We start from the raw sequence: 24,582 nt of genomic DNA on the forward strand, positions 1-24,582 counted from the left end.
TGGGCGGGTGGTACCTGGTGATGATTGGGCGGACCTGATCGAGGATGTGGCGGCGCGCGTTCGGCGATCGGAACGCCCCCTCCCCCGTGCTGATTCACACTGCATCAGGACTGCCGCAGCAAAAACAATGTGGGTGGATTAATTGCCGGATACGAATTGAAGCGTTTAGGAGTGGCCCACTGCGGCAGGGAACGGATGGAAAGTCAGCTTACTATTTTTGGTATGAGAATCTCCGCTGCTCCCCTGATGGGGTCGCGGTGCGTAAGCGGGATTATCCCAGCAGTGCCATAGAAATTAATATCCGAGTAATTCGACGCATCAATACCTGAGTATGTGGCCTATATCGCGATTTGATGCCGTTTGTTGAGGATTTCTTGAGCCTTCGCAGGCAGTCATATTGTGGTTGGAATTTCAGACTGGGCATAACCCATCCGTTCCCGGATGGCTGTACCGGAATGACCTTGGAGGCACAATGACTGCAGTTGACGTTCCACCGGAGGCGGATCTTCGTAAATCGGGATATTTACGGACCTTCCCCAAAATGCAGGGCCGGTTTACGGCCAGGGCGACAATTGCCTGCGTGGTTCCCGCGTACAACGAGGAAGACACCATCGTCGACGTGCTCAAGGCCCTCCTGAAGCAAACCAGGCTGCCCGATGTCATCCACGTTGTCGTCAATAACACAGACGACGAAACATTCTTCCTGGCGCGTGAATTCGCCGGACCCCATGAACACACCTATCAGGACGTCACCTACCGGACTGAAGTCTTTGTCCACGATATTGGGGTCAACGGGGACAAAAAAGTTGGCGCCCTCAACTACGGCTTTTCCCAGGTCTGCGACGATTTTGATTACTTCCTGGGTGTTGACGGTGACACCGTGGTGGATAAGCACGCGGTGCAGCAGCTCGAGGAAGAGATTCTGAGCGATCCGCGCATCGGCGGAGTTTCAGCGATCTACACGGTGGCCGAACCTGAAACCAAGGGATTTATCGCCAAGTTCCTCGCAGCGGGTCAGCGCGCGCAATTTGCGGCATTCAACATGGATAACCTGCTGCGTGGCAGGAACATGGCCGTTCTTGGCGGCCAGTGCTCAATCCTGTCCATGACGGCGCTGCAGAATGTTCTGCTGGAAAACCGCCAGGCCACACCGTGGGTTAAAGACTCGGAAGTGGAGGATTCACTGGTCTCGCTGCAAATCAAGAACATTGGGTATGCCACGAAGATCTCAGCCCGCGCCCGCGCTTCCGTGGGCGGCATGGACACCTTCCGGTCCCTGGACGGGCAGCAGGTCAAGTGGAACTACGGCGCCATCGACCTCATGTGGCCGGGCCAGAGAAGCAACACGGCGGGCCAGCCGTTTCATCCGAATCTCAGGCTGCGGTGGAGCGAGAACGTCTCAATGCTGTTCAACATCATGACCCGGGCCGCTTTCATCATCCTGCTGGTCGCGTCCCTGAGCATCGGAGCCTACGTGTTCTATCCGGTCTGGCTCATTCCTCCGCTGGTGGCCGTATTACTGAACCTGCGCATTGCGCTCTCGGTCCAATCCCGGTCCCCGCGCGACATCGCGTTCGCGCTGCTGGCCGTGCCTGCCGAGGTATATCTGTGGCTGCGGATGGGGCATTTTGTCCGCGCCTGGGCCAAGTTCTTCTCCAGCCGCCAGACCGACAATTGGGCGGCACAGGCACGCGCTGAACGGGGCGCCGGGTACGCCTTCCTGATGCCCGCCGTCGTCGCACTGATCATTGGTGCCGGCATGGTGTACGCATGGTCACAGCTGCCGGTTGACCTGCAATCAGCCATCCTCTCCATCGGCTGGCCCGTCCTGTACATCACCACCATGGTCCAGACCGCCTTCATGCTTCGGAAGGCACTGCGCCGGCACCGCGGTTTCCGGGTATGAGCTCCCCGCGCCGCCGCACCGGCCGCCCCCTCCCCCGCTTTCTGGGCATCTTTGCAGCATCCGCCGTGCTGGTCCTGACCGGCTGTTCCATCCCCGGGCTGCCGGGAGCCACCGGCGCTCCCGACGCAGCGGTGGAACACGCCTCATCGGTCGACGGCGTGATGCCGGATTCCGCCGGGGATCTCGCCAGTGGAAGCATGACCCGTCGGGTGACCGCCGCTGCAAACACCCTCGTCCTTGACTACTGGACCACCGAAAACGTCGCCGAATGGACGTCTGAATCAAGACCGATCATCAACGTCAACGCGCACCTTGACGGTCCGGGCACCGGCGGGGCTGTTCGGGTCACCCGCTTTGAAGCCAAGCTTGACGGTTCCGGAACGGTCCTGGCCACTGATACGGGCAGTTTCGCCCTCGAACCTCCCTTCGCGTACTCCTCCGCCGTGGTCCTGCCCGCGAACCCCGGCGCCGCCAGCAGCAGAATCATCTTCACCCTGGACCTGCTCACCGAAACGGCACCCGGAAGCGGAATCTACGCCCGCCAAACCGTGGTGGACGCACTGACCATTGGCTATGCCACTCCGGGTGGTACTGCCACGGCCGGCGCCTCGGTGCAGACGGAGGGGTGATACTCCGTCCGCCGGAGAAAAAACTTTTCCGCCGTGGTCGATTTCCCGGGCTGCGGATCGACGGGATAGTAGAAGACGCACAGTGCGTCCTCACTTCCCACCAAAGGAGCAGGCCATGCAGTACATGTTCATCATGCGTTCCACCGACGAGGCGAAGGAGGCCTTCAAGGACATGCCCATGGAAGAGGTCATCAACCAAATGGGCGCCTACAACGAGTCAATGATCAACGCGGGGGTCCTGCTGGCCGGAGAGGGACTTGCCGACGTCACCCAGGACAGCGGTTTTATCGTCGACTTCTCAGAGGAACCACCGCTGGTAACCGACGGCCCCTACGGCGAGACCCATGAGCTCTTCAACGGATTCTGGATCATCCAGGCCGCGTCCAGGGAGGAGGCAGCGGAGTGGGCCATGCGCTGCCCGCTCGGTCCGGGATCGAAGCTGGAGGTGCGCAGGGTGACGGACGCCAGCGACTTCGCGGACTTTGCCGACAATGAGTACATCCGCAAGGAGGAAGGCTGGCGGGAAACTGAAACCAAGCTGCGCTCCGGGAACGCCTAGGCAGCGGAAGCGCAGGGGAACCCGCTGATGCCGGACCCGGAGGAAGAGGCCCCGCAGGCGGCGGCTGTCAGCCGCCGCCTCGAGGCGGTATGGCGCATCGAGGGTGCCCGCATAGTGGCGGCGCTGGCCCGCGTCACCGGAAACATGGGGTTTGCTGAAGACGTTGCACAGGAGGCCCTCGCCGACGCCCTGGTGCAGTGGCCCCGGACGGGGGTGCCGCGCAATCCGGCAGCCTGGCTGACCACCGTGGCCAAGCGCAGAGCCATCGATGCATGGCGCCGGGCCGAGCGGCTTGAAGACAGGTACCAGGTGCTGGCAGCCCGCCTGCCGGAGGACGACGGCGTGGAGTGGAACCCGGTTCCGGATGACGTGCTTCGGCTCATCTTTACGGCGTGCCATCCAGTGCTGCCGCACCAGTCCCAGGTGATCCTGACCCTGCGGACAGTGGCCGGACTGAACACCGGGCAGATTGCACGGCTCTTTATGCTTCCCAGCGCCACCGTTCAGCAGCGCATCGTGCGGGCGAAGAAAACCCTGGCCGCGGCCAGGGTCCCCTTCGAAGTGCCTGAACCGAGCGGCTGGGGTCCGCGCCTGGGCGGGGTGCTCGGCGTCGTGTATCTGATGTTCACCGAAGGGTATGCGGCAACGGCCGGAGAAGCGTGGATTCGGCTGGACCTGGCCGGGGAGGCCCTGCGGATCGGGCGGATCCTGGCCGGGTTGGTGCCGCAGGAGCCGGAAGTGCATGCGCTGGTTGCCCTGATGGAGTTCTCCGCCTCGCGGTTTGCGGCGCGGACCCGCCCGGACGGAGCCGCGGTGCTGCTCGGTGACCAGGACCGCACGCGGTGGGACCGGGCGCAGATTCAGCGGGGCAGGGCTGCGCTGGCCCGCGCCGATGCGCTGGGACGGGGACGGGGCAGCTACGCGCTCCAGGCAGCCATCGCCCAGTGCCATGCCGGTGCCCCCGATGTGGCCCGCACCGACTGGCAGCACATCGTGCTGCTGTATGAAGCCCTGGGACGCCTGGCGCCCAGCCCCGTGGTGGAGCTTAACCGGGCGGTGGCTGTCTCCATGGCCACCGGCCCGGCCACCGCCCTGGCCATGGTCGACCGGCTGGCGCAGCAGGGGCAACTGCGCGGATCGCATTTACTGCCCAGCGTCCGTGCGGAACTGCTGCTGCGCTTGGGCCGGCGGGAGGAGGCGCGTTCCGATTTCGCCGCGGCGGCTGAACTGGCGGCGAACGACCGTGAACGCGAGGTCCTGCAACGCCGCGCCGCCGAACCCTGAGCGGAGGACCCGGGCCCCGGAGCACGCCTAGCGCAGGCTCTTGACCTCCTCTTCCACGGTGTGGGAAAGCTCGACGGCGGGCGGCCGCCCGCAGGTGCTGCGGATCGCCACCGCAGCGCCAGCGTCAGCCGAAGTAAGCACCGCTTCCATGACCTCGAGGACGTGGAACGCCAATTCACCGCTGGCCCGGGGCAGCTCCCCTGCCGGGGTCCGGGCCAGATCCTGAAGGCCTATGCCGCGTGAGGCGTGCGGGTAGCCAGCGGATACCGGGAGCACCTCCCAGCCGTCGCTGTCGAGCGTGCGCAGCTGGACGTCGCCGTCGAACCGGTTGGGATCCGGAACCGTCAGGGATCCGATTTCGCCGTGGACTTCAATGTTCGCCGAATGGGTGGCCACCGCATCGAAGCTCATGACCAGCGTCGACAGTGCACCTGACTCATGGGTCAGGACACCCGTCACATGGGTGGGGGTGCTGACCGGGATGACTTCGCCGGCGCGGTGCCCGGAACCGATGATCCGGCTGCTGCGCGTGCTGCTGGCTGCGCCGATGACCGAGGAGACCGGTCCCAGCAGGGTGACCAGGGCAGAGACGTAGTACGGTCCCATGTCCAGCAGCGGCCCGCCGCCCGGAACGTAATAGAAATCGGGATTCGGATGCCACCGCTCATGCCCCGGGGTGACCATGGTGGCAGTGGCGGAGACGGGTGACCCAATGAGCCCCTCATCGATGGCCCTGCGCGCGGTTTGGATGCCGGTGCCCAGGACCGTGTCCGGCGCTGAGCCCAGGATCAGGCCCGCCGCCTCCGCGGCCTGCAGCATGGCCTCACCCTCTGCCGTGCTGGCCGCCAGCGGTTTCTCGCCGTACACGTGTTTGCCGGCGGCGATGGCTTTCAGCGCGACGTCCGCGTGCGCGGCCGGAATGGTCAGGTTCAGGACAAGATCCACGTCGTCGTCGGCCAGGAGTTCCTCCACGGTGAGTGCACGGACTCCGGGGTGCGCTGCGGCCACTTCGCGGGCGCGGTCCATATCCAGGTCCGCGACGGCGGTGAGGGTCACCGCGTCCAGGCCGGGGAAGGTTTCCAGGTAGGCGGCGCTGATGTTTCCGCAGCCCACCATGCCAATACGCAGTACTTCGGTGGATGATCCAGTGGTTAGCGGCTGGCCCACAGCATGCCCCTTTCAATGATGGTGGTGACGTTCGGGTCCTGCAGGATTTCCACGGAATGTCCCGGCGTCGTGACGAAAATACGTCCCTTGCCCCACGAGCGGGTCCAGATGGCCGGGCAGGTGACGGGGCGGTGCCAGGCATCCCATTCCCGCGCCGGAAGCGTGGTGGTGGCCAGGACGTCCAGGTAGTCGTCAGTGAGCACCCAGTACTGTTCCGTCCGCAGGTCGAAGTCCCCAATTCCGGCGGTGATGGGATGATCGGCGGCGGCCGGAAGCATGTTGACTGTGTAGTCGATGAAATTATCCGAGGCATCACCGACCCGCTCGTCCGGATGCTTGCCCGGATGGCAGGCGAACTGTCCGCCGATCAGGTGGAGGTAATCCGAGTTGTTGCGGTAGGAATCAGCAATACCGCCGTGCCAGCCGGCCATGCCGGTTCCGGCTTCAATGGCGGCCCGCAGGCCCTCGAACTCCTCCCGCTCAATGGTGTTCATGGTGTTGCACTGGACAATCAGGTCGACACTGGCCATGTAGTCCGCATCGGCGTAGATCTTCGGGGATTCCTCGATTCGAATCTCGAAACCGTTCTCCCGGAGGTGCGGCAGAAAGAGGTCGGTGGCTTCAACGGGCTGATGTCCGTCCCAGCCGCCCCGGACAACGAGGGCCTGGCGTGTGGTGCTCATTCGGTGGTTCCTTTACTTGGTTGCAAAAGCTGAATCGAAGGCGGCGTCCGGCGGGGTGATTTGTGCCAGGGACCGAACCAGGGCCAGGGCTCCAGGGCCGCCGACCAGACGATCCATGCCGGCATCCTCCCATTCGACGCTGGTGGGACCGCTGTAGCCGATGGCGTTCAGCATCCGGAAAATACGCTCCCACGGCACATCGCCGTGCCCGGCGGTGACAAAGTCCCAACCGCGGCGCGGATCGCCCCAGGGAAGGTGGGACCCCAGGCGGCCGTTGCGGCCGTCCAGCTGCTTGACCGATTCCTTCACATGGACGTGATAAATCCGGTCCTGGAAGTCGTACAGGAAGGCAGCGGGGTCGAGGTCCTGCCAAATGAAGTGCGAGGGGTCGAAGTTCAGGCCAAAGCCTTCACGGTGACCGATGGCTTCCAGGGTGCGCTTGGCCGTCCAGTAGTCATAGGCGATTTCGGAGGGATGGACCTCCAAGGCGAAGCGCACCCCCACTTCGTCAAAGACGTCAATGATGGGATTCCAACGGTCCGCGAAATCCTGGTAGCCGCGCTCGATCATGCCATCGGGCACCGGCGGGAACATTGCCACCGTCTTCCAGATGGAGGAACCGGTGAAGCCGGTGACCGTGTTGACCCCAAGCCGGGCAGCGGCCCGGGCGGTCATCTTGAGTTCCTCGGCAGCCCGGGTGCGCACGCCCTCAGGATCGCCGTCGCCCCAAACGCGGGTGGAGACTATCCCCTGGTGCCGTTCGTCGATGGGATCGTCGCAGACGGCCTGGCCGTTGAGGTGGTTGGAAATCGCATAGACGGAGAGGTTGTTGCGCTTGAGGATATCCAGGCGCTCCTGCAGGTACTCGTCGTCTTCCACCGCCCGCCAAACATCCAGGTGATCGCCCCAGCAGGCGATCTCCAAGCCGTCGTAGCCCCACTCTCCGGCGAGCCGGGCCACTTCCTCGAACGGAAGGTCGGCCCACTGGCCCGTGAACAAGGTAATTGGGCGTGTCATCGGATCTCCTCTGCTGTGGTTGTAAAGGCTGTTCGTGCCATCGATGGTTCACTCTCCACCGGGGTCCACCGGCTGTCGGCGGCTGCGCTGTCCTCGACGGCGCCGAGCACGCGCTGGACCTGCAGGGCGTCAGCGAACGACGGCGTGGGCTGGCTTCCGGCCGCCAGCGCGGTCACCAGATCCACGACCTGGTGCGTAAACCCGTGCTCGTAGCCCAGCCCGTGGCCGGTGGGCCACCAGTTGCCCACGTAGGGGTGCTCTGGTTCAGTGACCATGATCCGGTGGAACCCCTGTTCGCCGCTGCGGTCGGTGGCGTCATAGAACTGCAGGAAGTTCATGTCTTCGAAGTCGAAGGCGAGGGAGCCGAGGGTGCCGTTCACTTCCAGGCGCATCGCGTTCTTGCGTCCCAGCGCGGCGCGGGTTGCTTCGAAGACGCCGATGGGACCGCCGTCGAACCGTGCGGTGAAGATGGCGGCGTCGTCCACGGTCACGTCGCCCATTTCCTGGTCCGCACCGGTGTCCCCGTGGCCGCCGAGCCCAACAAAGTCGCCTCCCACCGGGCGGCGGCGCGTGAAGGTTTCCAGCAGCGCGGAGACGCCGGTGATTTGCTGCCCGGTGACGAACTGAGCTGCATCGATGATGTGCGCGCCAATGTCGCCCAGTGCGCCGGATCCGGACAGGTTGCGGTCCAGGCGCCAGGTCAGGGGCGCGTTTTCATCCGAGAGCCAGTCCTGCAGGTACTGGGCGCGCACCTGGCGGATTTTCCCCAGCCTTCCGTCGTCGACCATGCGCTTGGCCAGGGCGAGGGCCGGGGTGCGGCGGTAGGAGTAGCCGCACATGGCGAACACGCCATTGCGTGCCGCTTCCTGGGCTGCCTCCGTCATTTCTTCGGCCTCGGCAACGGTGTTGGCCAGCGGCTTTTCGCACAGCACGTGTTTTCCGGCGCGCAGCGCGGCAATGGCTATTTCGGCATGGGTGTTGCCGGGCGAGCAGATGTCGATGAGATCGATGTCGTCGCGTTCGATCAGCGCCCGCCAGTCCGTTTCGGTGGAGGACCATCCCATCTTCCGGGCCGCCTCCTCCACCGCTGTGGCGTTGCGGCCGGCGAGAGCCGTCAGCTCAGGGGTCAGCGGAAGGTCGAAAAACCTGTGGGCGCTGCGCCATGCGTGTGAATGTGCGGCGCCCATAAAGGCGTACCCGACCATCCCGATCCGAAGCGGGGTGGTTTCTGCCTGCGGCATTTAAAGTCCTTTCATTGGTAAAGCGTGGTGCTATTTGCTGAATCCGGCGGTGAGTCCGCTGAGCAGCTGCCTGCGGCCGACTATGTACAGCACGAGGATGGGCAGGGTGGTCAGGACCACTGAGGCCAGGACCGCCGGAATGTTGACACTGTACTGGCCCTGGAAGGTCCACAGCGCCAGGGGAAGGACGCGCAGGTCCGGACTCTGGGTGAGGATCAGCGGCAGCAGGAAACCGTTCCAGACGCCCAGGGCGTTGTAGATGCCCACCGTGACAATGGCGGGCTTCGTCAGCGGCAGTGCAAGCCGCCACATGGTCTGCCATTCGCTGCAGCCGTCCAGGCGCATTGACTCGAACAGTTCGTTTGGCACGTCGCGGATAAAGTTCGACAGGATCAGGACGGTCAGCGGAATGGCAAAGGCAATGGAGGGCAGGACCAGCGCCAGGAGGCTGTCATAGAGATTCAGCCGGATGATCATCAGGTAAATGGGAATGATGGTGGCCTGCAGTGGAATGGCCAGCCCGAGCAGGAACAATCCGTTGCTGAACCTCAGGAACCGGCTGTTGCCGCGCACAATGGCGAAGGATGCCATGAAGGAGACGGCCACCGCCGGGATGACGGTACCAATGGTGATGATGGCGCTGTTCATGAAGTACTTGGCAAAGTCCGCCTCGAGCACCATCCGGTAGTTCTCCAGGGTTGGAGACGCCGGCACGGCCAGCGGATTCTGGGAGAAGTACCCGGCCGATGTTTTCAGGCTGGTGATCACCACGTAATACACCGGGATGATGATGATGGCCAGCCAGATCCAGCCGGCCGCTCCCCCGGCGTAGTTCAGTTTCCGCCACCGCTGGCCGCGCCGGGCGGCAGGTCTGGCGGCGGAGGGGCCGGAGGAATCCGCCCGTTTGGTTGCTGTTGCAGTCATGTCACATGCCTTCCAGTTGGCTGCCGCTGGAGCCCTTGCCGCCCAGGCGCTGCAGGGCCAGTGCCAGGGCCAGGCCGATGAGCACCAGGATCACGGCGAGGACGCTCGCCGGGCCCATGAGGTTGGCCCGGAATCCCGTGAGGTACATGTCCAGGGCCAGGATGCGGGTGGAGTTTCCCGGTCCGCCCGCCGTCAGCACGAAGATGAGGTCGAAGTAGGTCAGCGACCCCACGACCATCAGGGTGGAGGACGTGATGATGGTGTACTTCAGCTGCGGAAGGGTGATGTGGAAAAACTGCTTGATCTTGCCGGCGCCGTCGATCTCCGCGGCCTCGTACAGCGACTTCGGGATTTGCCGCACGCCGCCTTGGTAGATGAGCGTGTGGAACGGAACAAACTGCCAGGCGATGACGAAGATGACCACCAGCAGCACCAGCTGCGGGTGTCCCAGCCAGTCCTGTGCGAGGACAGGAAGATTCAGGCCCTCGGCCAGCCCGAAGTTGGGGTCCAGCAGCGCCTTGAAGGCAATGGCGATGGCAGCCGAGGACAGCAGCAGCGGCAGGAAGTACAGGACGGCGAGAAGAGCCCGGTACTTCTGGCTTCCGGCGGTGAAGACGCCCAGCAGAAGGCTCAGCGGCGTCTGGACCAGCCAGGAGACGATCATGATGAGGAAGGTCAGCCGCAGGGCGTTGTGCATCACGGGATCGCCCAGGACTGACAGCCAGTTCCCAATGCCGGCCAGGGATATGGCCCCGATGCCGTCCCAGTTCGCGAAACTGAGCACAAAGACGCCCACCAGCGGAACGACGGCGAAGACCACAAAGAAGAACAATGCAGGCAGGACCAGCCACCACAGGGTGCCGGTTTTGCCGCGGCTGGACGCCGAGCCCTGGCCCTTCCCCTGTGCCTTGGAGCCGCCGGCCGCGGCGGGGAGCGCGGCCGGCGGAACGGCAGCGATCATTTGCCCAGGGTCGCATTCATGTTGGATGCGAACTGCTCGGGGGTGATCGCCAGCAGGAACAGCTGGTCAATGTTGCTCAGCAGGGCTTCCGCCGCCGTGGGGCTCAGCGCCTGGTCCCATGACTGCTGGAAACTCGGTGCATCCTTCGCCAGCCCGTACTGGAAACTCAGGAACTCCTTGTCTGCGGACTTTTCGAGCTTGTCTTCAATGCCGGTGACGATCGGCACCGAGCCGGTCTCGATGTACGCGTCAACCTCCGCGTCGGTCAGCAGTCCGTCCTTGAAGAACTTCTTGGCAGCCTCCTTTTCAGTATCGGAGGCCTTCGAGGAAATGGACTGGTAGCCGGCGGGATTGCCCACGGTGTTTGCCGGATCGCCCTTTCCGCCCTCGACGGTGGGGAAATTGATCCAGCCGAGCTTGCCGTCCTCGACAAAGCCGGCGCCGTCGTTCTTCATGCCGCCGTAGGTCCAGCCGCCGTGAAGCATCATGGCAGCCTTGCCGGTGTACAGCAGTGCCTGGTCCGCATTGCTGTCAGCGGTAATGGAGGTGAAGCCCTTGATGAATCCGTCCGCCTTAACCAGGTCCTGGATCATGGTGTTGGCCTGCAGCGCGGCCGGCTGCGACCAGGAATCGGGCTCCCCGTTGTAGATGGAGGTGAAGAGCTCGGGGCCTCCCACCCGGTCGTAAAGGTATTCGAGCCACATCATCGAGGTCCAGCGGGACTGCCCGCCCAGGGACAGCGGGGCAACGCCCATGTCATTGAACGTCTTGGTCAGGGCCATCAGGTCCTCCCACGTGGCGGGCGGTTCCGCTCCGGCCTTATCGAAGAGTTCCTTGTTGTAGTAGAAGATGATCGGCGTCACGGTTTGGGTGGGAATGGCGTAGATCTTTCCGTCCACGGTTGCGGCGCCAAATGTGGATTCCAGCAAACGGTCTTTGACATCCGGGTTTTCGTCGAACCAGGATGTCAGGTCCTCAACCTGGCCGGCTTCGGCGTAGGTGCGCAGGGTTCCGCCGCCCCAGCCGTAAATGATGGACGGTGCCTGGCCGGCGCCGATGGCCGTTTTGATCTTCGTCTTGTAGGCGTCGTTCTGGAAAAAGGTCGGCTTGATCTGCATGTCCGGGTTGGCCTCGTTGAAGGCGTCGATGGTGTCCTGCCGGATGCCCTCGTCCGGCTGTCCGCTCAGCGCCCAAATGCTTGCTCCGCCGGACGAGGTGTCACCCGGGCCCGATGAGCCGCAGGCGGTCAGGGTGTAGGCGGCGACGGGCGCCAGCACCGCCAGCGAGAGGAACGACCGACGGGAAGTAAACTTCTTTTCCATTTCTAATCTCCATTGAAAAGAGCCGCATCGCTGCGGCAAGGGTTTTCGCTCGCCCACCCGGGAGCAGGGAAAGTTTCGAAATCTTTCGAAATAAGTTCAGTGCTGCATTGAAAAGTACTGTGATGGGCATCACTCGTCAAGAGCAAACACGAAGCAATACGCGACTTCTTGACCCAAGCCCCTGCTATCCCGCACACTTCGAGGACCGAAAGTTTTTCGCAAAGCGTTTTCTCGCTAAAACGCAAAAAGGAGCCGCTGTGAACCGGGGACGCACCGACAAACCCACGCTGGCCAGTGTTGCCGAGCTTGCCGGCGTCTCCGTCCCGACGGTTTCGAAAGTCATCAACGGGCGCGACGACGTGGCGGCCGGCACCCGCGGACGGGTGCAGCTGGCTCTGGCCCGGCTGGGTTATGAGTCCCCGGTCCAGCGGCGGCTCCGCACCAGCGCCCCCGCCCTTGTGGACCTGGTGTTCGACGGCCTCAACACCTCCTACTCGCTGGCCATCCTGATGGGCATTACCAACTGCGCGTCGGCGGAAAACGTTGAGGTGGTGCTCAGCACCGTCACGCCGGGGAAACTCAAGAGCACCAATCATCTGGAGTGGTCCTCACGGTTGGCTGATTCCGGCCGGCGGGGACTGATTCTTGTAACCTCCGAAGTGACCACCGAACAGCTTGAGGCGTTTGAGCGGCGGAACATCCCCGTGGTGGTCATTGATCCGCTGAACCCGCCGCCGTCCGGCTTTGTCAGTATTGGCGCGACCAACTGGGCCGGGGGCAAGGCTGCGGTTGAGCACCTGATTGAGCTCGGCCACCGGCGGATCGGTTTTATTGGCGGCCCCGACGCCGCCGAGTGCAGCATGGCCAGGCTGCATGGATATCTGGCGGCACTGCGGGCGCACGGGATCGACGTCCGGGATGATTACATCCTCAGCGGAAACTTCAACCTTCCCTCCGGTGTCCGGGGTGCGTCCAAGCTGTTATCGCTGGCGGAACCGCCCACCGCCATCTTTGCGGGCAGCGATCTGACCGCCCTTGGCGTACTGGATGAGGCGCGCCGCCGCGACCTGCGGGTTCCCGAAGACCTGAGTCTGGTGGGCTTTGACGGAACCGATCTGGCCGAACAGTCAGTGCCCCGGTTGACGTCGGTCAGCCAGCCCCTGCAGGAAATGGGGCGTTCAGCCCTGCGCAGCGTCCTGCGCCTGGCCAACGGTGAGGAACTGGAGTCGCTCCATGTTGAGTTTGCCACCACGCTGGTGGTGCGTGATTCCACCGCTCCCCCGGCTTCGGCGGTGTAGCTGGCAACTTCGGGCGCGAAGTTCCAGCGGCGGCTGGGTTGTAACAAAGCGTTAGCGCTAACAATTTTCCTTGCCGCGGGGTGGTGCGCGGTCTAGGCTCGGGCCACCGGACCGCCCCCTTCGGGGAGGACCGGAAGACTGTATCCAACGTGCACAAAGGAGTGACGCGTGAAAAGACCACAGTTAGGCGCCGGGCCGGCCTTAAACCGCCGGCAACTGTTGATGGGGACCGGTGCGCTGTTGGGAGGTGCGCTGACGGTGGGCTCGCTCTCCGGCTGCGGGACCCCCTCGTCCGGCGCGGCCGAGAGCCTGCGGTTTTGGCATCTTCTCTCCGGCGGAGACGGCATCAAAATGCAGGGCATGATCGATGCGGCCAATGCGCAAAACCCCGGCTTCACCGTTACCCCGACCGTGCTGGCCTGGGGTGCCCCCTACTACACCAAGCTCTCCATGGCGTCGGCCGGGGGCCGTCCGCCGGAACTCGCCATCATGCACGCCAGCCGGGTGGTGGGATACGCCCCCGGAGGGCTGCTGGACGAATGGGATCTGGACCTGCTGGCGGAAAACGGTGTCACGGAAGCAGACTTCGCCCCCCGCATCTGGGAGAACAGCCAAATCGACGGCAAGGTCTTCAGCATCGCGCTGGACTCGCATCCGTTCATCATGATGTACAACACCGACATTGCCGCAGAAGCCGGGGTACTGGGCAGCGACAAGCAGCTGGTCCCCGTCAACTCCCCCGAACAGTTCCGGGAGGTGGCCCTGGAAATGCAGAAGGTCACCGGGCGGCACGGGCTGTCTTACGGGTACCTCGGCGACGGGGCACAGATGTGGCGGCTCTTCTACACCTTTTACCGCCAGCACGGCGCTGAAATGGTTCTCAACCAGGGAGAGGCCGCCGAGGTGGACCGCGACGTCGCCATCTCCTGCCTGGAATTCATCCGCTCGCTGCTGGATGACACGATCACCACCAGCAGCGGAGACATCAACACGGCCATCGCAGAATTTGCCGGCGGCGATTCCGGCATGCTGTTCAGCGGAGTGTGGGAACTGCCCACCATGAAGACGGCGAACATTCCGTTGGGCGCCTCCCCCATCCCCACGTTGTTCGGCACCCCGGCAGCCTATGCGGACTCCCACGCCTTTGTGCTGCCGCACCAACTAAACCTCGATGACTCCCTGCGCCGCGACTCCTACAAATTCGTCGCGGACGTGCTGAAGGGATCCTTCGCCTGGGCGGAGGCGGGGCACATCCCCTCCTATCAGCCCATCATCAAGTCAACGGAGTACGGCGCGCTGACACCGCAGGCCAACTATGCAGCTGCGGCGGACATCATCAACTACGATCCCCGCGCCTATTTCTCCGGCTCGGGATCGGACTTCCAGACCTTCTTCGCGAACAGCGTCCAGAATGTCTTCCTCGGCCGGGACAAGCCGGAAACCGGCTGGGACTCCTTCGTCGACCGGCTCAACATCCTCCTGGCCAAGCCGAACCCCGTATAAACCCGACCAGGCACAAAGTATTTCACTGAAAGCGACAAAGGAGTCCTTCATGAGTACCGCAACCGCTTCAAGGGGTGCCGGCAGCGCTGCCGGACAATCAGCTGCCCCGCCCAACGCCCGGCGCAAGTCACGCCGGGACAACCTGCACGGCTGGGGATTCAGCGCTCCGTTCCTGGCCTTTTTCGCCCTCTTCCTGGTCTGGCCCATCGTCTACGGCTTCTACATGAGCCTGACCGGAAAGTCCCTCACCGGCGCCAATGGCGAGCTGCTCGGTTTCGCGAACTACACCGAAGCGTTCCAGGATCCGGATCTCTGGCAGTCGCTGGGCAACACCCTGTACTTCACCGTAATCAGCACCGTTCCGCTGGTGGTCATTGCCTTGGCCATGGCAGCTCTGGTGAACATGGGCCTTCCGGCCCAGTGGCTGTGGCGGCTGGCCTTCTTCTCGCCCTATCTGCTGGCCTCCACCGTGGTGTCCCTGTTCTTCACCTGGATGTACAACCCGCAGCTGGGCCTGATCAACGACATTCTCTCGAAGGTGGGTATTCCGCCGGTCGCCTGGCTCAACGACCCCAAGGTTGCCATGTGGGCCATCGTCATCGCCACTGTCTGGTGGACCGTGGGCTTCAATTTCCTGCTGTACCTGGCAGCCATGCAGAACATTCCGCAGCAGCACTACGAGGCGGCGTCACTGGACGGAGCCGGAGGATGGCGGCAGTTCTTCTCCATTACGCTCCCCCAGCTCGGGCCGACCACGGTCCTCATCGTCATCCTCCAAGTCCTGGCATCCCTGAAAATCTTCGACCAGGTCTACCAAATGACCCAAGGCGGACCCGCGGGCACCACGCGGACGATCGTGCAGTACATCTTCGAAACCGGGTTCACCGGCTATCGGTTCGGTTACTCCGCAGCCATTTCCTACGTGTTCTTCGCCCTGATCATCGTGGTCTCGTGCGGGCAGTTCTTCATCAACCGGCGAAGGAGCCTCTGACATGGCAGCACCGGCACTTACCCGACCTCCGGCGGCACCGGTACCGCCGGCCCCGCGGCAGAACCGCAGGCGCACGGCAACCCCCGCACGCATCGCCGGAACCGCAATTGTTTCCGTCCTGGCCGTTGTCTGGCTGCTTCCCTATGCCTGGGCAGCGGTTACGGCCTTCAAGCCCGAGACCGAGGCGGCAGCAACCCCGCTCACCTGGTTCCCTGAATCCGGTTTTACCCTGGATGCCTTCACCAAGGTGCTCGGCGAAGGGAACATTCCGCTGTGGACCTGGAACTCCCTGATCACCTCGGCAGCCATCACCGTCATCACCCTTGTCATCTCGGCGCTGTGCGCCTATGCCCTGTCCCGGATCGACTTCAAGGGCAAGCGAATCCTCATGTCCGTAATCATCGCGTCAATTATCATTCCGCCGCCCGTGCTGATCATCCCGTTGTTCTACCAGCTGCTGTCGATGCACCTGATTGACACCTACTGGGCGATCATCCTTCCGCAGGTGATTGCTCCGGCGATGGTCTTTATTCTCAAGAAGTTTTTCGACCAGATTCCGCGGGAACTAGAAGAAGCGGCCATCATGGACGGCGCCGGGAGGATGCGGGTGTTTCTGCAGATCGTCCTTCCGCTCTCCCGCCCGATCCTGTCTGCCGTAGCGATCTTTGTCTTCATCGGTGCCTGGAACAACTTCCTGTGGCCGTTCATCGCAACCAACGATCCTTCGCTGCTCACGCTTCCGGTGGGGCTGCAGACCATCAAGAGCGCCTATGGCATCCAGTATGCACAAAACATGGCCTCCGCCCTGCTGGCTGCCCTGCCGCTGATCATCGTCTTCCTCTTCTTCCAGAGGCAGATCATCAAGGGCATCTCCACCACCGGCCTTGCCGGCACCTGACGGCGCCTGTTCCTTCCACCACCCCTCCCATCATCACTCCCACCCCCGCTCCAGTTCGGAGCGCATCACCAGTTCAGACCGCACCACCATTTCAAGGAGTAAAAATATATGTCCCGCGCAAGGATCAGCATTGACCGCAATTTCACCATCGGAGAGGTTCCCCGGCGCCTGTTCGGCTCCTTCGTGGAACACATGGGCCGTTGCGTCTACACCGGAATCTACGAACCGGGCCACCCCGAAGCCGACGAGCAGGGCTACCGGCAGGATGTCCTGGGCCTGGTCCGTGAACTGGGAGCCACCGTTGTCCGCTACCCCGGCGGGAACTTTGTCTCCGGCTATAACTGGGAGGACGGCGTCGGGCCCATTGACCAGCGACCCACCCGGCTCGACGGCGCCTGGCACACGGTGGAGACCAATGCCTTTGGCCTGCATGAGTTTGTGGACTGGTCCCGCAAGGCCGGCGTCGAAATCATGGAGGCCATCAATCTGGGCACGCGCGGCGTTGATGCCGCACGCGAACTGGTGGAATACGCCAACCACCCCGGAGGCACTTATCTCTCCGACCTTCGGGCCAAAAACGGGCACAAGGACCCCTTCAACATCAAGCTGTGGTGCCTGGGCAACGAGCTGGACGGGCCATGGCAGACCGGGCACAAGACGGCTGACGAGTACGGCCGTTTGGCCCAGGAAGCCGCCCGGGCCATGCGGTACGTCGATCCGGACCTCGAGCTCGTTGCCTGCGGCAGCTCCAGCTCCTCCATGCCAACCTTTGGCGCCTGGGAGCAGACCGTGCTCGGCCATGCCTACGACGAGGTGGACTACGTCTCGCTGCATGCCTACTACCAAGAGGACGAAGGTGATGCCGAGAGCTTCCTGGCCAGCGCAGTCGACATGGATTATTTCATTGAGTCAGTGGTCGCCACCGCAGACGCCGTCAGGGCACGCGGCAAGCACAAGAAGTTCATCAACCTGTCCTTCGATGAGTGGAACGTCTGGTACCAGCGGGGGCTGGACACCGACGACCAGCCGGCCGCGGTGGCGCGCGCGGGCTGGCGCGAGCACCCCCGCGTCATCGAGGACAAGTACAACGTGACGGACGCCGTCGTCGTCGGGACCCTGCTGAACTCGCTGCTGCGCCACGGTGACCGGGTGAGCATTGCCAACCAGGCCCAGCTGGTGAACGTGATTGCCCCGATCATGGCTGAAGAGAACGGGCCGGCCTGGCGGCAGACCATCTTTCATCCGTTTGCCCGCATGGCTGCCCTGGCCAAGGGACGGATCATGCGCACGGCTGTGGATTCCGACAAATATGCCACCACGCGCTTCGGCGACGCTGACCTCGTGGACGTCAGTGTTACGTGGGACGAAGAAGCCGGAAAGGTTGCACTCTTCCTGGCCAACCGCGGCCTGGAGGAAGCGGCCGATGTGGAAGTTTCCCTCGGCGGATTCGACGCCGGCCAAGTCACCCGCTCCGAAGTCCTGCAGGTTCCCGAGGGCCGGGACCGCTTTGCCATCAACTCGCAGGCCGACGGCGAGCAGGTGGGGTTGGCTCCCCTGTCCGGAGTAAAGGCAGTGGGCAGCGAACTGCGGCTCACCCTTCCCGCGCTGTCCTGGGCCGTTGTGGAAGTTGAAGTCAGCAAGGCCTAGGAATCCTCCGCCGGGTAGGGGCACCGGCGAGCGCCGGGCAAACCGGTGTCCAGACTGGAGCGCCATTCGAACGTTTGTTCGAATGGCGCTCCTTTCCTAGTTTCAGGAGAGGTTGGTGTTCACCTCGCTGATGAATGCCTTCGCAGCCTCCTGTGCGGACAGCCGGCCGAACAGGACCTCAAAGAGCTGCCGGTCCAGGATCTTCAGTGTGTCGGAGGAACCGGGCGGAAGCGGGGCGGGAGGAGTGATGTCCAGGGCGGCCAGTCGGTCCAGATAGTCTGCCTCCTGCTGTTTCCCTTCATCCAGCAGTGGAAGCACCTGCGCCCGCACCTCCAGATTGGCCTGCATTCCGCGGTCCAGCTTGATCACCTTGGCCGCCTCCTCGTCATTGACCAGGAAGTCCAGCAGCCGCGCCGCCTCCTCCGGATGGTCGGACGCTGAACTGATCGCGTACTCCATCGAGGAGCGCAGCCATGCTCCCGGCTTCCCGGCTTCACCCGGAAGCTTCATCATCAGCAGCCCGTTGCCCGCATACGCATTCATTTGATTGCTCCATGAGATCTTCATGCCCTGGCGCCCCACACCCATGAGAGTTTGCTCCGGTGAACCCGAGTTGATGTCCTCCACAGCAACGGAAGCCTCGGGAGACCCGCCGTTTTCCATGAGGTCAAGGTTCATTTCAAACCAGTCGGTGAGCGTGCCTTCGCTCATCGCCACCGACGACCCGTCCTTCGCATACAGTTCTTCCCCCTTCTGGCGGGCCCAGACTGCCAGGAATGAATCGTTGGTCATGGGTGTCGTTCCATACGTGCCGGCCGGTGACTTTGCGGATATTTCAGCGGCAATTTCGCTGTAGTCCTCCCACGTCCACGTCTCGTCGTCGGGCAGGTCCACCCCGGCCGCTTCGAACACCACGGGGTCCACCACCATGCTCATGGCATTGACTCCGGCAGTCACCGTGTACTGGACACCGTCAATCTGGCCGAGCTCAACCGTTCCCTCGGCAAACCCGGAGGTATCAATGGTGCCGGACACCTCGGACAGGTCCAGCAGTGCTCCCCTGCTGGCGTATTCGGAGGGGTAGGAGCCGCTCATGGCGAACAGGTCGGGCGCATCCCCTCCCGCGGTCTGAGTAGCCATCTTGTCCCAGTAGCCGCCGAAGTCGGAGAAATCGGCATTTACCTTGATGTCCGGGTTCTTTGCTTCGAAGGCTTCGATGACCTGCATGGTTTCACTCGCGCGGGTGTCGTTGCCCCACCAGGAAAACCGGATGGTTACCGGACCCTCCTCCCCTTCGCCGCCGGAACCTGAGCTGCTGCAGCCGGTGGCCAGTAGTACGGCTGCGGCTGCAGCCCCCATCAAGCGTCGTAATTTGGAATGTTGAGTCATGGAGTTCCCCGTTCAGTGAAGTGGAAGTGCAAGTGAAGTGTGGGCGGGTTTGTGGGGCGGGGTGCCGCGAAAAGTCAGGGCGCCGGTATCAGCCCCTCCCATTGGACGGTCCATGACTCGGGGAAACCGGGGGCATGGCCTGATGGACCGCCGTCCCAACCTGCCGCCATTAGCGCCACGGCGGCGAGCAAGCCGCCGTTGCCGGGAAGGTACACGGGAAGTGTGGAGGTCTGGCGGTTGTGCCCATTGGGGAGATGGGTGTTTTTCCCGACCGGCATCAGCAGGGAGTCCACGGCGGTTTCTGGTTCGCCCAGACGGGCTGCCGTCATAGCGGCAACCGGATAGTCCCACCCCCAGGTACTCTTCCAATCCCAGTCACCAAGCACGTCATGCAGGGTGGCCCGCATGGTGGCGTGGTCAATAAGCTCGGTCGAGGGCAGGAACCCCAGTGCGCACAGCATGGAGGGGTGGTCCTCCCGAACGGTGAACGGTTCGACGTCCATGGCGGCATACACACCGTCCCTGACCATCGGTGCCGCCATCCCCGCAGCGACCTCCTCCCACAGCGGATCAGGCTCCCCGCCCATCCGGCGGATCCATTGGCCTGCGGCCCTGAGCGCCCATTGCCAATAGGCGAGCTCAAAGGTGGGGTTGCTGATCCGGGCGCGCAGTGACGCGTAGCTCTCCTGGGCCGGGATCAGGGGCGGACCGAGGTGGTAGCCCCCGTCAACGGGCACGGCGAAGCCTGCCATGAAATCTGCAGTGTCGCGGACAATCCCGGCATACCTGTCCAGCAGCTCCCGGGACGGCTGCGCGCGGTAAAGAAGTTCGGCCAGGTAGATGGGATGGGGCTGCTGCCAGACCAGGAACGGGCCAATGGTGCTCGGGCTCTCCCTGCCGTCCGGTGACACTTGCTTAGGCCATCTGGCGCCCGGGAAGCCCTGGCTTCGGGCCGTGGCGGTCGCGGACCCGCGGATGTCCTCATACCAGCCCATGCTCCGCTCCAACAGTTCCGGACGGTTCCACTGGGCAAAGTGGGCGCTGTGCCACCAGTGCATCTCCAGATGGAACCGGCCGCGCCAGGAGTTGCACACCAGCCCGGTCTCCTGGGGCGGTGTCATGCCCGAGCAGTTCACCTTGGTGAGGTACTGGGACAACACGATCCGTCGTTCAAGTTCCATGGCCCGCGGATCCGGGGTCTCGGCAAGCTGCACTGCCGCTCCGGTCATCCAGAAGCGCTCCCAGCCCTGCCGTGAGGCGGCCATTGTGCCGGCCGCACCTGCCGGCTCCGGGTCCGCTCCGGCGTCCGTGCCACGGTGTCCTGCAGCGGGTATCCCTGCGGGGAGGAACAGGAAGGAGATTTCCAGCCTCTCGCCGGGAGTGCTGATGCGCAGCTCATGGTCCCCGGTGAGTTCGAGCGCAGCTTCGGCACTGGCAATCCGCACCCGGTATTCCGCCGCATCGAGGGTACGCTTCACAAGCCACCCGCCGTCTGTGCGCTCGACGAGCGTCCGATGGGCTCCGGGCTGTTCCCAGTCCGCCGCGTTGTGCCAGATCCCCGATCCGTAGGGAAAGGCGACGGTTAGGCCCAGGCCTCGGGCGAGCAGGGGCGAGCTAACGGTCAGGGACAGCTCGTCCCGGTCCGGATGGCATGCGGTTTCCACCGTGACCGGCTCGGCTGCGAGCGCAAAGGTGCTCGTTACTATTCCCGTCCACAGGTCCAGGCACTGCTCTGCGGCGCTCATTTCTGCTGGCTGTGGGGGCCGGGGGCCGGTGCCGTCGTCCAGGGACAGTGAGATGCGGCCGAGATCGAGCCGGTGGGGGTTGGCCCGCAGCCAGGCTTCGCCTCCGGTCAGCGCCTCACTGAACTCATCCTGCGTGCCGCCGTTGAGGTCAACGTAGCGCACCGGGCCCCGCGGGGAGCCGTATTCCACCAGGGAATCGGCAATGTCGGGGGTGTCTCCGGCTGGCGGGATGGAGTGCCAGCCCCAGGAGGACTGTGTTCCCAGGAGGGTTCCGGCATCCTTGTCACCGGGTTCTCCCACCGGATACTCATCCGGAAACGTCTGCATCCCGGTGAGGTCCAGGGTGAAGGCGATGTCTCCGTTGCCCACCGATGCGGGGCTGGTTGGATCCAGCCGGTCCTGGCGGACATTGTGGCGGCGCACCAGCTGCCTGCGGTTGATGGCCGGGGCATGCGCCCGTGATGCTTCGGGACTCATGTGAACTGCCCGGCTGGAAGCGGCTGCAGAACGGCGCGCTCATCCGGCGTCCGGTTGGGGTGATGGAGGGTAAGGACAGGAGTCCCGTCAAACGTATCGAAAATCATGCCGTGCCCGCCGTCCTCGGGCCACACCGGATCGGGGTCCTGTGTCCAGGGCCCCTCCACGCGCCCCGACTCGGAGCGGGCCACCCCCATCGCATAACCGCTGCTGCCCATGGCCGACCACACCATGAGCAGTTCCCCGGCCGCCGTCCGGCGCAGGAAGGGGCCGTCCGTCACGTAGGCGGGGAACTTCAGCGGCTCGCGGCGCTTCAGCGGAGTGCTCCATGACGCTTCGGAGGAACTGAACAGGAAAACGGGCGGACCGGTGACTGAGCGCAGATCCGGCGACAGGCGCTGGGCATACACGGCGCCGTCATGCACCTGGACCCATTCGTGGCAGTAGATCATCCACGGTGCGCCGTCGTCGTCCACGTGGAAGGTGCCGTCCAGGCACTGCCAGTTCGCCGGTGTTACCGCTCCCGGGGACCAGCGGATGTACGGGCCCTCGGGGCGTTCGGCTGCCAGCACATACGTTCCGCGCATGGCGCCGGGAGCCTTGAAGGTCGCGAACATGTAGTACCGGCCAAGGTGGGCATGGACCTCCGGCGCCCAGAACTCCGTGTAGCCCAGGAAGGAATCATCCGGGCGGAAGGCGGGCAGCGGCCCCTCCCACTGGTTGAGGTCCACACTGCGGTAGCAGTCGAAGCCGGTGCCGGGGCCTGACCAGATGTCCGCGTCGGTGCTGCCGAAGAGGTAATAGGCCCCCTCCGCTGCCACGGGCAGGACAAACGGATCCCGGATCTGGATGTCAGTGAGCATGCTGGTACTGCCGATGGCCATGGTTCTCCTGGATTGACTGTGTGAAACCGCTTTCTGAAACGTATCAATGACGTACGTCACATTCAAGTGCTCAGAAGGCCCGGATCTCGGCTGCAGGCAACCCGCAGGCGACTCCAGGAAAGGTGAGCGGCCGTCCTTCTGTTCGAACATGCGTTCGAGATTCCGCCGCCGCAGCTTTGCCACCCTTGACTACCCGGAGCTGCGCGAGGCAGGGTAAACACAAATCATCAGCATGCTTGCTAAAAGGGGAAACCAATGCGGTCAATGGTGTACCGCGGACCCTACAAGGTCCGCGTCGAAGAAAAAGACATTCCTCGGATTGAGCATCCGAATGACGCCATCGTGCGGGTTACAGCGGCGGCCATCTGCGGCTCCGACCTGCACCTCTATCACGGCATGATGCCGGACACCCGGGTCGGGACCACTTTTGGGCACGAGTTTGTCGGCGTGGTGCACGAAGTCGGTTCATCGGTGCAGAACCTGAGTGTGGGTGACCGGGTCATGGTGCCGTTCAACATCTACTGCGGATCCTGCTGGTTCTGCACCCGGGGCCTGTACTCCAACTGCCACAACGTCAACCCGAATGCCACAGCCGTGGGCGGCATCTACGGCTACTCCCACACCTGCGGCGGGTACGACGGCGGGCAGGCGGAGTTTGTCCGTGTTCCCTTTGCCGACGTCGGTCCCTCCATCATTCCGGACTGGATGGATGAGGAGGACGCAGTCCTGCTGACCGACGCCCTCGCCACCGGATACTTCGGCGCGCAGCTCGGTGACATCCGCGAGGGAGACACCGTCATCGTGTTCGGAGCGGGCCCCGTGGGGCTCTATGCTGCCGCTTCCTCCTGGCTGATGGGGGCGGGCCGGGTCATTGTGGTGGACCACTTGGACTACCGGCTGGAGAAAGCCAGGTCCTTTGCCCACGCAGAAACGTGGAACTTTGCCGAGTACGAGGACATTGTGGTGGAAATGAAAAAAACCACCGACTATCTCGGGGCGGACGTTGCCATTGACGCGGCCGGGGCGGAGGCGGACGGGAGCTTTATCCAAAACGTCACGGCCGCGCAGCTCAAGCTGCAGGGCGGGTCCCCGGTGGCGCTGAACTGGGCCATTGATTCAGTCCGTAAAGCGGGAACCGTGTCGGTTGTGGGCGCGTACGGCCCCATCTTCAGCGCCGTGAAGTTTGGCGATGCCCTCAACAAGGGCCTGACGCTTCAAATGAACCAGTGTCCGGTCAAGCGCCAGTGGCCCCGGCTCTTTGAACACATCCGCAACGGCTACCTCAGGCCCAGCGACATCGTGACGCACCGGATCCCACTGGAGCACATCGCCGAGGGCTATCACATGTTCTCCGCCAAGCTCGATGACTGCATCAAAACCCTGGTCATCCCCGAAGCGTCCTGAAAACCCTCCCGGCAGCGTTCCGCAGCCGTTGTGAAAGCTGTGAAAGCGAGGAATACCATGGCAGAAACACCCAGCACTCCCTATGTGGCAGGAGTGCAAAAGCGCAGGTTCACCAATGAGGAACTGCGGGCGCGCATCCCCGGGTGGGGAGTGGATCTGGACCCCGCGGACAGGCCTTCCGTCCCAAAGATGCAGACTGATGTGGACACGGGCGCCCACTGGGATTTCCCGGAACGCCAGCAGCAGAAGCAGCCACGCGAGCATTCCATTGAGCATCAGTTCGTGACCCCGGTGTTCGGGACCTCGGTTCCGTTAAAGGGGGTGTCGGGAGCGATGCGCCGCTATGCCTACAAGTACAGCGAGGCCCGGGCGGCGCACTGGCTGATTTTGATCGCCGCGGACAGGGTCGACGCCGGCGGCAGCCACCTGCGTTCATTCCTCACCCTCCGGCCCGATAATCCGGTCACCGAAACCGGCGCCGTCACCGAGTTCACCCGACACGGCTTTTCCTCCCGGTTCGGCAGGAAGCGGGCAGACCTCAAGGAACAGGCGCTGGTGCCGGTGTTTGCCGCGGGGCCCTGGATCCTGGCCGGAGGCGCCGTCTTCGCGGCGGTCCGCAGGCTTGTGCGGGCGGCCCGAACCTGAGTGCTGCC

21 protein-coding genes are annotated in these 24,582 nt (G+C 63.6%); 11 read left to right on the forward strand and 10 right to left on the reverse strand.

Translation table 11 applies throughout. The features are described 5' to 3' along the window. Window positions 1–472: 472 nt before the first annotated feature. The 4 genes from AAE021_RS06260 to AAE021_RS06275 all read left to right on the forward strand — a co-directional run bounded on the left by AAE021_RS06260 (window position 473) and on the right by AAE021_RS06275 (window position 4,378). Window positions 473–1,906 (forward strand): glycosyltransferase family 2 protein, encoded by a 1,434-nt coding sequence (locus tag AAE021_RS06260; RefSeq protein WP_342024751.1) that lies wholly within the window; start codon window positions 473–475, stop codon window positions 1,904–1,906. Then, window positions 1,903–2,535, forward strand: a complete 633-nt coding sequence (locus AAE021_RS06265; RefSeq protein WP_342024752.1) for a hypothetical protein — start codon at window positions 1,903–1,905, stop codon at window positions 2,533–2,535. The genes AAE021_RS06260 and AAE021_RS06265 overlap by 4 nt, the downstream gene beginning before the upstream one ends. A gap of 115 nt (window positions 2,536–2,650) precedes the next feature. Further along, window positions 2,651–3,094 carry a YciI family protein gene (locus tag AAE021_RS06270; protein ID WP_342024753.1) on the forward strand — a complete coding sequence of 148 codons (444 nt, stop codon included), beginning with the start codon at window positions 2,651–2,653 and terminating at the stop codon, window positions 3,092–3,094. A 27-nt stretch (window positions 3,095–3,121) separates the two neighbouring features. Further along, window positions 3,122–4,378, forward strand: a complete 1,257-nt coding sequence (locus tag AAE021_RS06275) for an RNA polymerase sigma factor (protein WP_342024754.1) — start codon at window positions 3,122–3,124, stop codon at window positions 4,376–4,378. Window positions 4,379–4,405: 27 nt separating this feature from the next. Here AAE021_RS06275 and AAE021_RS06280 read toward each other — a convergent pair whose 3' ends face one another. Genes AAE021_RS06280 through AAE021_RS06310 form a run of 7 tightly spaced genes read right to left on the reverse strand, consistent with a single transcriptional unit; the run spans window position 4,406 to window position 11,693 of the window. Further along, window positions 4,406–5,494 carry a Gfo/Idh/MocA family oxidoreductase gene (locus tag AAE021_RS06280; protein ID WP_342025336.1) on the reverse strand — a complete coding sequence of 363 codons (1,089 nt, stop codon included), beginning with the start codon at window positions 5,492–5,494 and terminating at the stop codon, window positions 4,406–4,408. Between the two features lie 35 nt (window positions 5,495–5,529). Next, complete coding sequence (locus AAE021_RS06285) at window positions 5,530–6,228, reverse strand: ThuA domain-containing protein (protein WP_342024755.1); 699 nt, start codon at window positions 6,226–6,228, stop codon at window positions 5,530–5,532. 12 nt (window positions 6,229–6,240) lie between these two features. Then, entirely contained in the window at window positions 6,241–7,245 is a 1,005-nt protein-coding gene (locus tag AAE021_RS06290; protein ID WP_342024756.1) for a sugar phosphate isomerase/epimerase family protein, read from the reverse strand. Beyond that, a complete protein-coding gene (locus AAE021_RS06295; RefSeq protein WP_342024757.1) occupies window positions 7,242–8,486 on the reverse strand; it encodes a Gfo/Idh/MocA family oxidoreductase in 1,245 nt (414 codons plus the stop codon). Before AAE021_RS06295 ends, AAE021_RS06290 begins: the two co-directional genes overlap by 4 nt. A gap of 30 nt (window positions 8,487–8,516) precedes the next feature. Beyond that, window positions 8,517–9,410, reverse strand: a complete 894-nt coding sequence (locus tag AAE021_RS06300) for a carbohydrate ABC transporter permease (protein WP_342024758.1) — start codon at window positions 9,408–9,410, stop codon at window positions 8,517–8,519. 1 nt (window position 9,411) lies between these two features. Beyond that, on the reverse strand, window positions 9,412–10,371 hold the full coding sequence (locus AAE021_RS06305) for a sugar ABC transporter permease (protein ID WP_342024759.1): 960 nt from the start codon (window positions 10,369–10,371) through the stop codon (window positions 9,412–9,414). Next, entirely contained in the window at window positions 10,368–11,693 is a 1,326-nt protein-coding gene (locus AAE021_RS06310; RefSeq protein ID WP_342024760.1) for an extracellular solute-binding protein, read from the reverse strand. Before AAE021_RS06310 ends, AAE021_RS06305 begins: the two co-directional genes overlap by 4 nt. Before the next feature lie 257 nt (window positions 11,694–11,950). Between AAE021_RS06310 and AAE021_RS06315 the strand changes: the two genes are divergently transcribed. The 5 genes from AAE021_RS06315 to AAE021_RS06335 all read left to right on the forward strand — a co-directional run bounded on the left by AAE021_RS06315 (window position 11,951) and on the right by AAE021_RS06335 (window position 18,030). Continuing rightward, complete coding sequence (locus tag AAE021_RS06315; RefSeq protein ID WP_342024761.1) at window positions 11,951–12,991, forward strand: LacI family DNA-binding transcriptional regulator; 1,041 nt, start codon at window positions 11,951–11,953, stop codon at window positions 12,989–12,991. A gap of 168 nt (window positions 12,992–13,159) precedes the next feature. Then, window positions 13,160–14,494, forward strand: coding sequence for an extracellular solute-binding protein (locus AAE021_RS06320; protein WP_425362456.1), 1,335 nt, complete (start codon window positions 13,160–13,162; stop codon window positions 14,492–14,494). Between the two features lie 49 nt (window positions 14,495–14,543). Then, a complete protein-coding gene (locus tag AAE021_RS06325) occupies window positions 14,544–15,485 on the forward strand; it encodes a sugar ABC transporter permease (protein ID WP_342024762.1) in 942 nt (313 codons plus the stop codon). A 1-nt stretch (window position 15,486) separates the two neighbouring features. Further along, window positions 15,487–16,383, forward strand: coding sequence for a carbohydrate ABC transporter permease (locus AAE021_RS06330; RefSeq protein ID WP_342024763.1), 897 nt, complete (start codon window positions 15,487–15,489; stop codon window positions 16,381–16,383). 108 nt (window positions 16,384–16,491) lie between these two features. Further along, window positions 16,492–18,030 (forward strand): alpha-N-arabinofuranosidase, encoded by a 1,539-nt coding sequence (locus AAE021_RS06335; protein ID WP_342024764.1) that lies wholly within the window; start codon window positions 16,492–16,494, stop codon window positions 18,028–18,030. A gap of 102 nt (window positions 18,031–18,132) precedes the next feature. Here the strand turns inward: AAE021_RS06335 and AAE021_RS06340 are convergent, their stop codons facing one another. From AAE021_RS06340 to AAE021_RS06350, 3 genes are all read right to left on the reverse strand, one after another. Beyond that, window positions 18,133–19,389 (reverse strand): ABC transporter substrate-binding protein, encoded by a 1,257-nt coding sequence (locus tag AAE021_RS06340; RefSeq protein WP_342025338.1) that lies wholly within the window; start codon window positions 19,387–19,389, stop codon window positions 18,133–18,135. A gap of 104 nt (window positions 19,390–19,493) precedes the next feature. Continuing rightward, window positions 19,494–21,641 carry a hypothetical protein gene (locus AAE021_RS06345; protein ID WP_342024765.1) on the reverse strand — a complete coding sequence of 716 codons (2,148 nt, stop codon included), beginning with the start codon at window positions 21,639–21,641 and terminating at the stop codon, window positions 19,494–19,496. Then, on the reverse strand, window positions 21,638–22,525 hold the full coding sequence (locus AAE021_RS06350) for a glycoside hydrolase family 43 protein (protein ID WP_342024766.1): 888 nt from the start codon (window positions 22,523–22,525) through the stop codon (window positions 21,638–21,640). Before AAE021_RS06350 ends, AAE021_RS06345 begins: the two co-directional genes overlap by 4 nt. Window positions 22,526–22,780: 255 nt before the next feature. On the opposite strand from AAE021_RS06350, the gene AAE021_RS06355 reads away from it, so the two are divergent. Together AAE021_RS06355 and AAE021_RS06360 are read left to right on the forward strand one after the other, a co-directional pair. After that, on the forward strand, window positions 22,781–23,929 hold the full coding sequence (locus AAE021_RS06355) for a zinc-dependent alcohol dehydrogenase (protein WP_342024767.1): 1,149 nt from the start codon (window positions 22,781–22,783) through the stop codon (window positions 23,927–23,929). Between the two features lie 57 nt (window positions 23,930–23,986). Then, a complete protein-coding gene (locus AAE021_RS06360; RefSeq protein ID WP_342024768.1) occupies window positions 23,987–24,574 on the forward strand; it encodes a hypothetical protein in 588 nt (195 codons plus the stop codon). The last annotated feature ends 8 nt before the right edge of the window (window positions 24,575–24,582 follow it).

It is taken from the genome of Arthrobacter citreus (assembly GCF_038405225.1).
GTDB classification, from domain to species: domain Bacteria; phylum Actinomycetota; class Actinomycetes; order Actinomycetales; family Micrococcaceae; genus Arthrobacter_B; species Arthrobacter_B citreus_A.

Coding starts and splice junctions, on each gene's coding strand:
- AAE021_RS06350 (WP_342024766.1), bottom strand. CDS start 22,525: ATGGCCATCGGCAGTACCAGCATGCTCACTGACATCCAGATCCGGGAT.
- AAE021_RS06280 (WP_342025336.1), bottom strand. CDS start 5,494: ATGGTGGGCTGCGGAAACATCAGCGCCGCCTACCTGGAAACCTTCCCC.
- AAE021_RS06290 (WP_342024756.1), bottom strand. CDS start 7,245: ATGACACGCCCAATTACCTTGTTCACGGGCCAGTGGGCCGACCTTCCG.
- AAE021_RS06285 (WP_342024755.1), bottom strand. CDS start 6,228: ATGAGCACCACACGCCAGGCCCTCGTTGTCCGGGGCGGCTGGGACGGA.
- AAE021_RS06300 (WP_342024758.1), bottom strand. CDS start 9,410: ATGACTGCAACAGCAACCAAACGGGCGGATTCCTCCGGCCCCTCCGCC.
- AAE021_RS06355 (WP_342024767.1), top strand. CDS start 22,781: ATGCGGTCAATGGTGTACCGCGGACCCTACAAGGTCCGCGTCGAAGAA.
- AAE021_RS06360 (WP_342024768.1), top strand. CDS start 23,987: ATGGCAGAAACACCCAGCACTCCCTATGTGGCAGGAGTGCAAAAGCGC.
- AAE021_RS06310 (WP_342024760.1), bottom strand. CDS start 11,693: ATGGAAAAGAAGTTTACTTCCCGTCGGTCGTTCCTCTCGCTGGCGGTG.
- AAE021_RS06305 (WP_342024759.1), bottom strand. CDS start 10,371: ATGATCGCTGCCGTTCCGCCGGCCGCGCTCCCCGCCGCGGCCGGCGGC.
- AAE021_RS06330 (WP_342024763.1), top strand. CDS start 15,487: ATGGCAGCACCGGCACTTACCCGACCTCCGGCGGCACCGGTACCGCCG.
- AAE021_RS06275 (WP_342024754.1), top strand. CDS start 3,122: ATGCCGGACCCGGAGGAAGAGGCCCCGCAGGCGGCGGCTGTCAGCCGC.
- AAE021_RS06265 (WP_342024752.1), top strand. CDS start 1,903: ATGAGCTCCCCGCGCCGCCGCACCGGCCGCCCCCTCCCCCGCTTTCTG.
- AAE021_RS06270 (WP_342024753.1), top strand. CDS start 2,651: ATGCAGTACATGTTCATCATGCGTTCCACCGACGAGGCGAAGGAGGCC.
- AAE021_RS06260 (WP_342024751.1), top strand. CDS start 473: ATGACTGCAGTTGACGTTCCACCGGAGGCGGATCTTCGTAAATCGGGA.
- AAE021_RS06335 (WP_342024764.1), top strand. CDS start 16,492: ATGTCCCGCGCAAGGATCAGCATTGACCGCAATTTCACCATCGGAGAG.
- AAE021_RS06325 (WP_342024762.1), top strand. CDS start 14,544: ATGAGTACCGCAACCGCTTCAAGGGGTGCCGGCAGCGCTGCCGGACAA.
- AAE021_RS06340 (WP_342025338.1), bottom strand. CDS start 19,389: ATGGGGGCTGCAGCCGCAGCCGTACTACTGGCCACCGGCTGCAGCAGC.
- AAE021_RS06345 (WP_342024765.1), bottom strand. CDS start 21,641: ATGAGTCCCGAAGCATCACGGGCGCATGCCCCGGCCATCAACCGCAGG.
- AAE021_RS06295 (WP_342024757.1), bottom strand. CDS start 8,486: ATGCCGCAGGCAGAAACCACCCCGCTTCGGATCGGGATGGTCGGGTAC.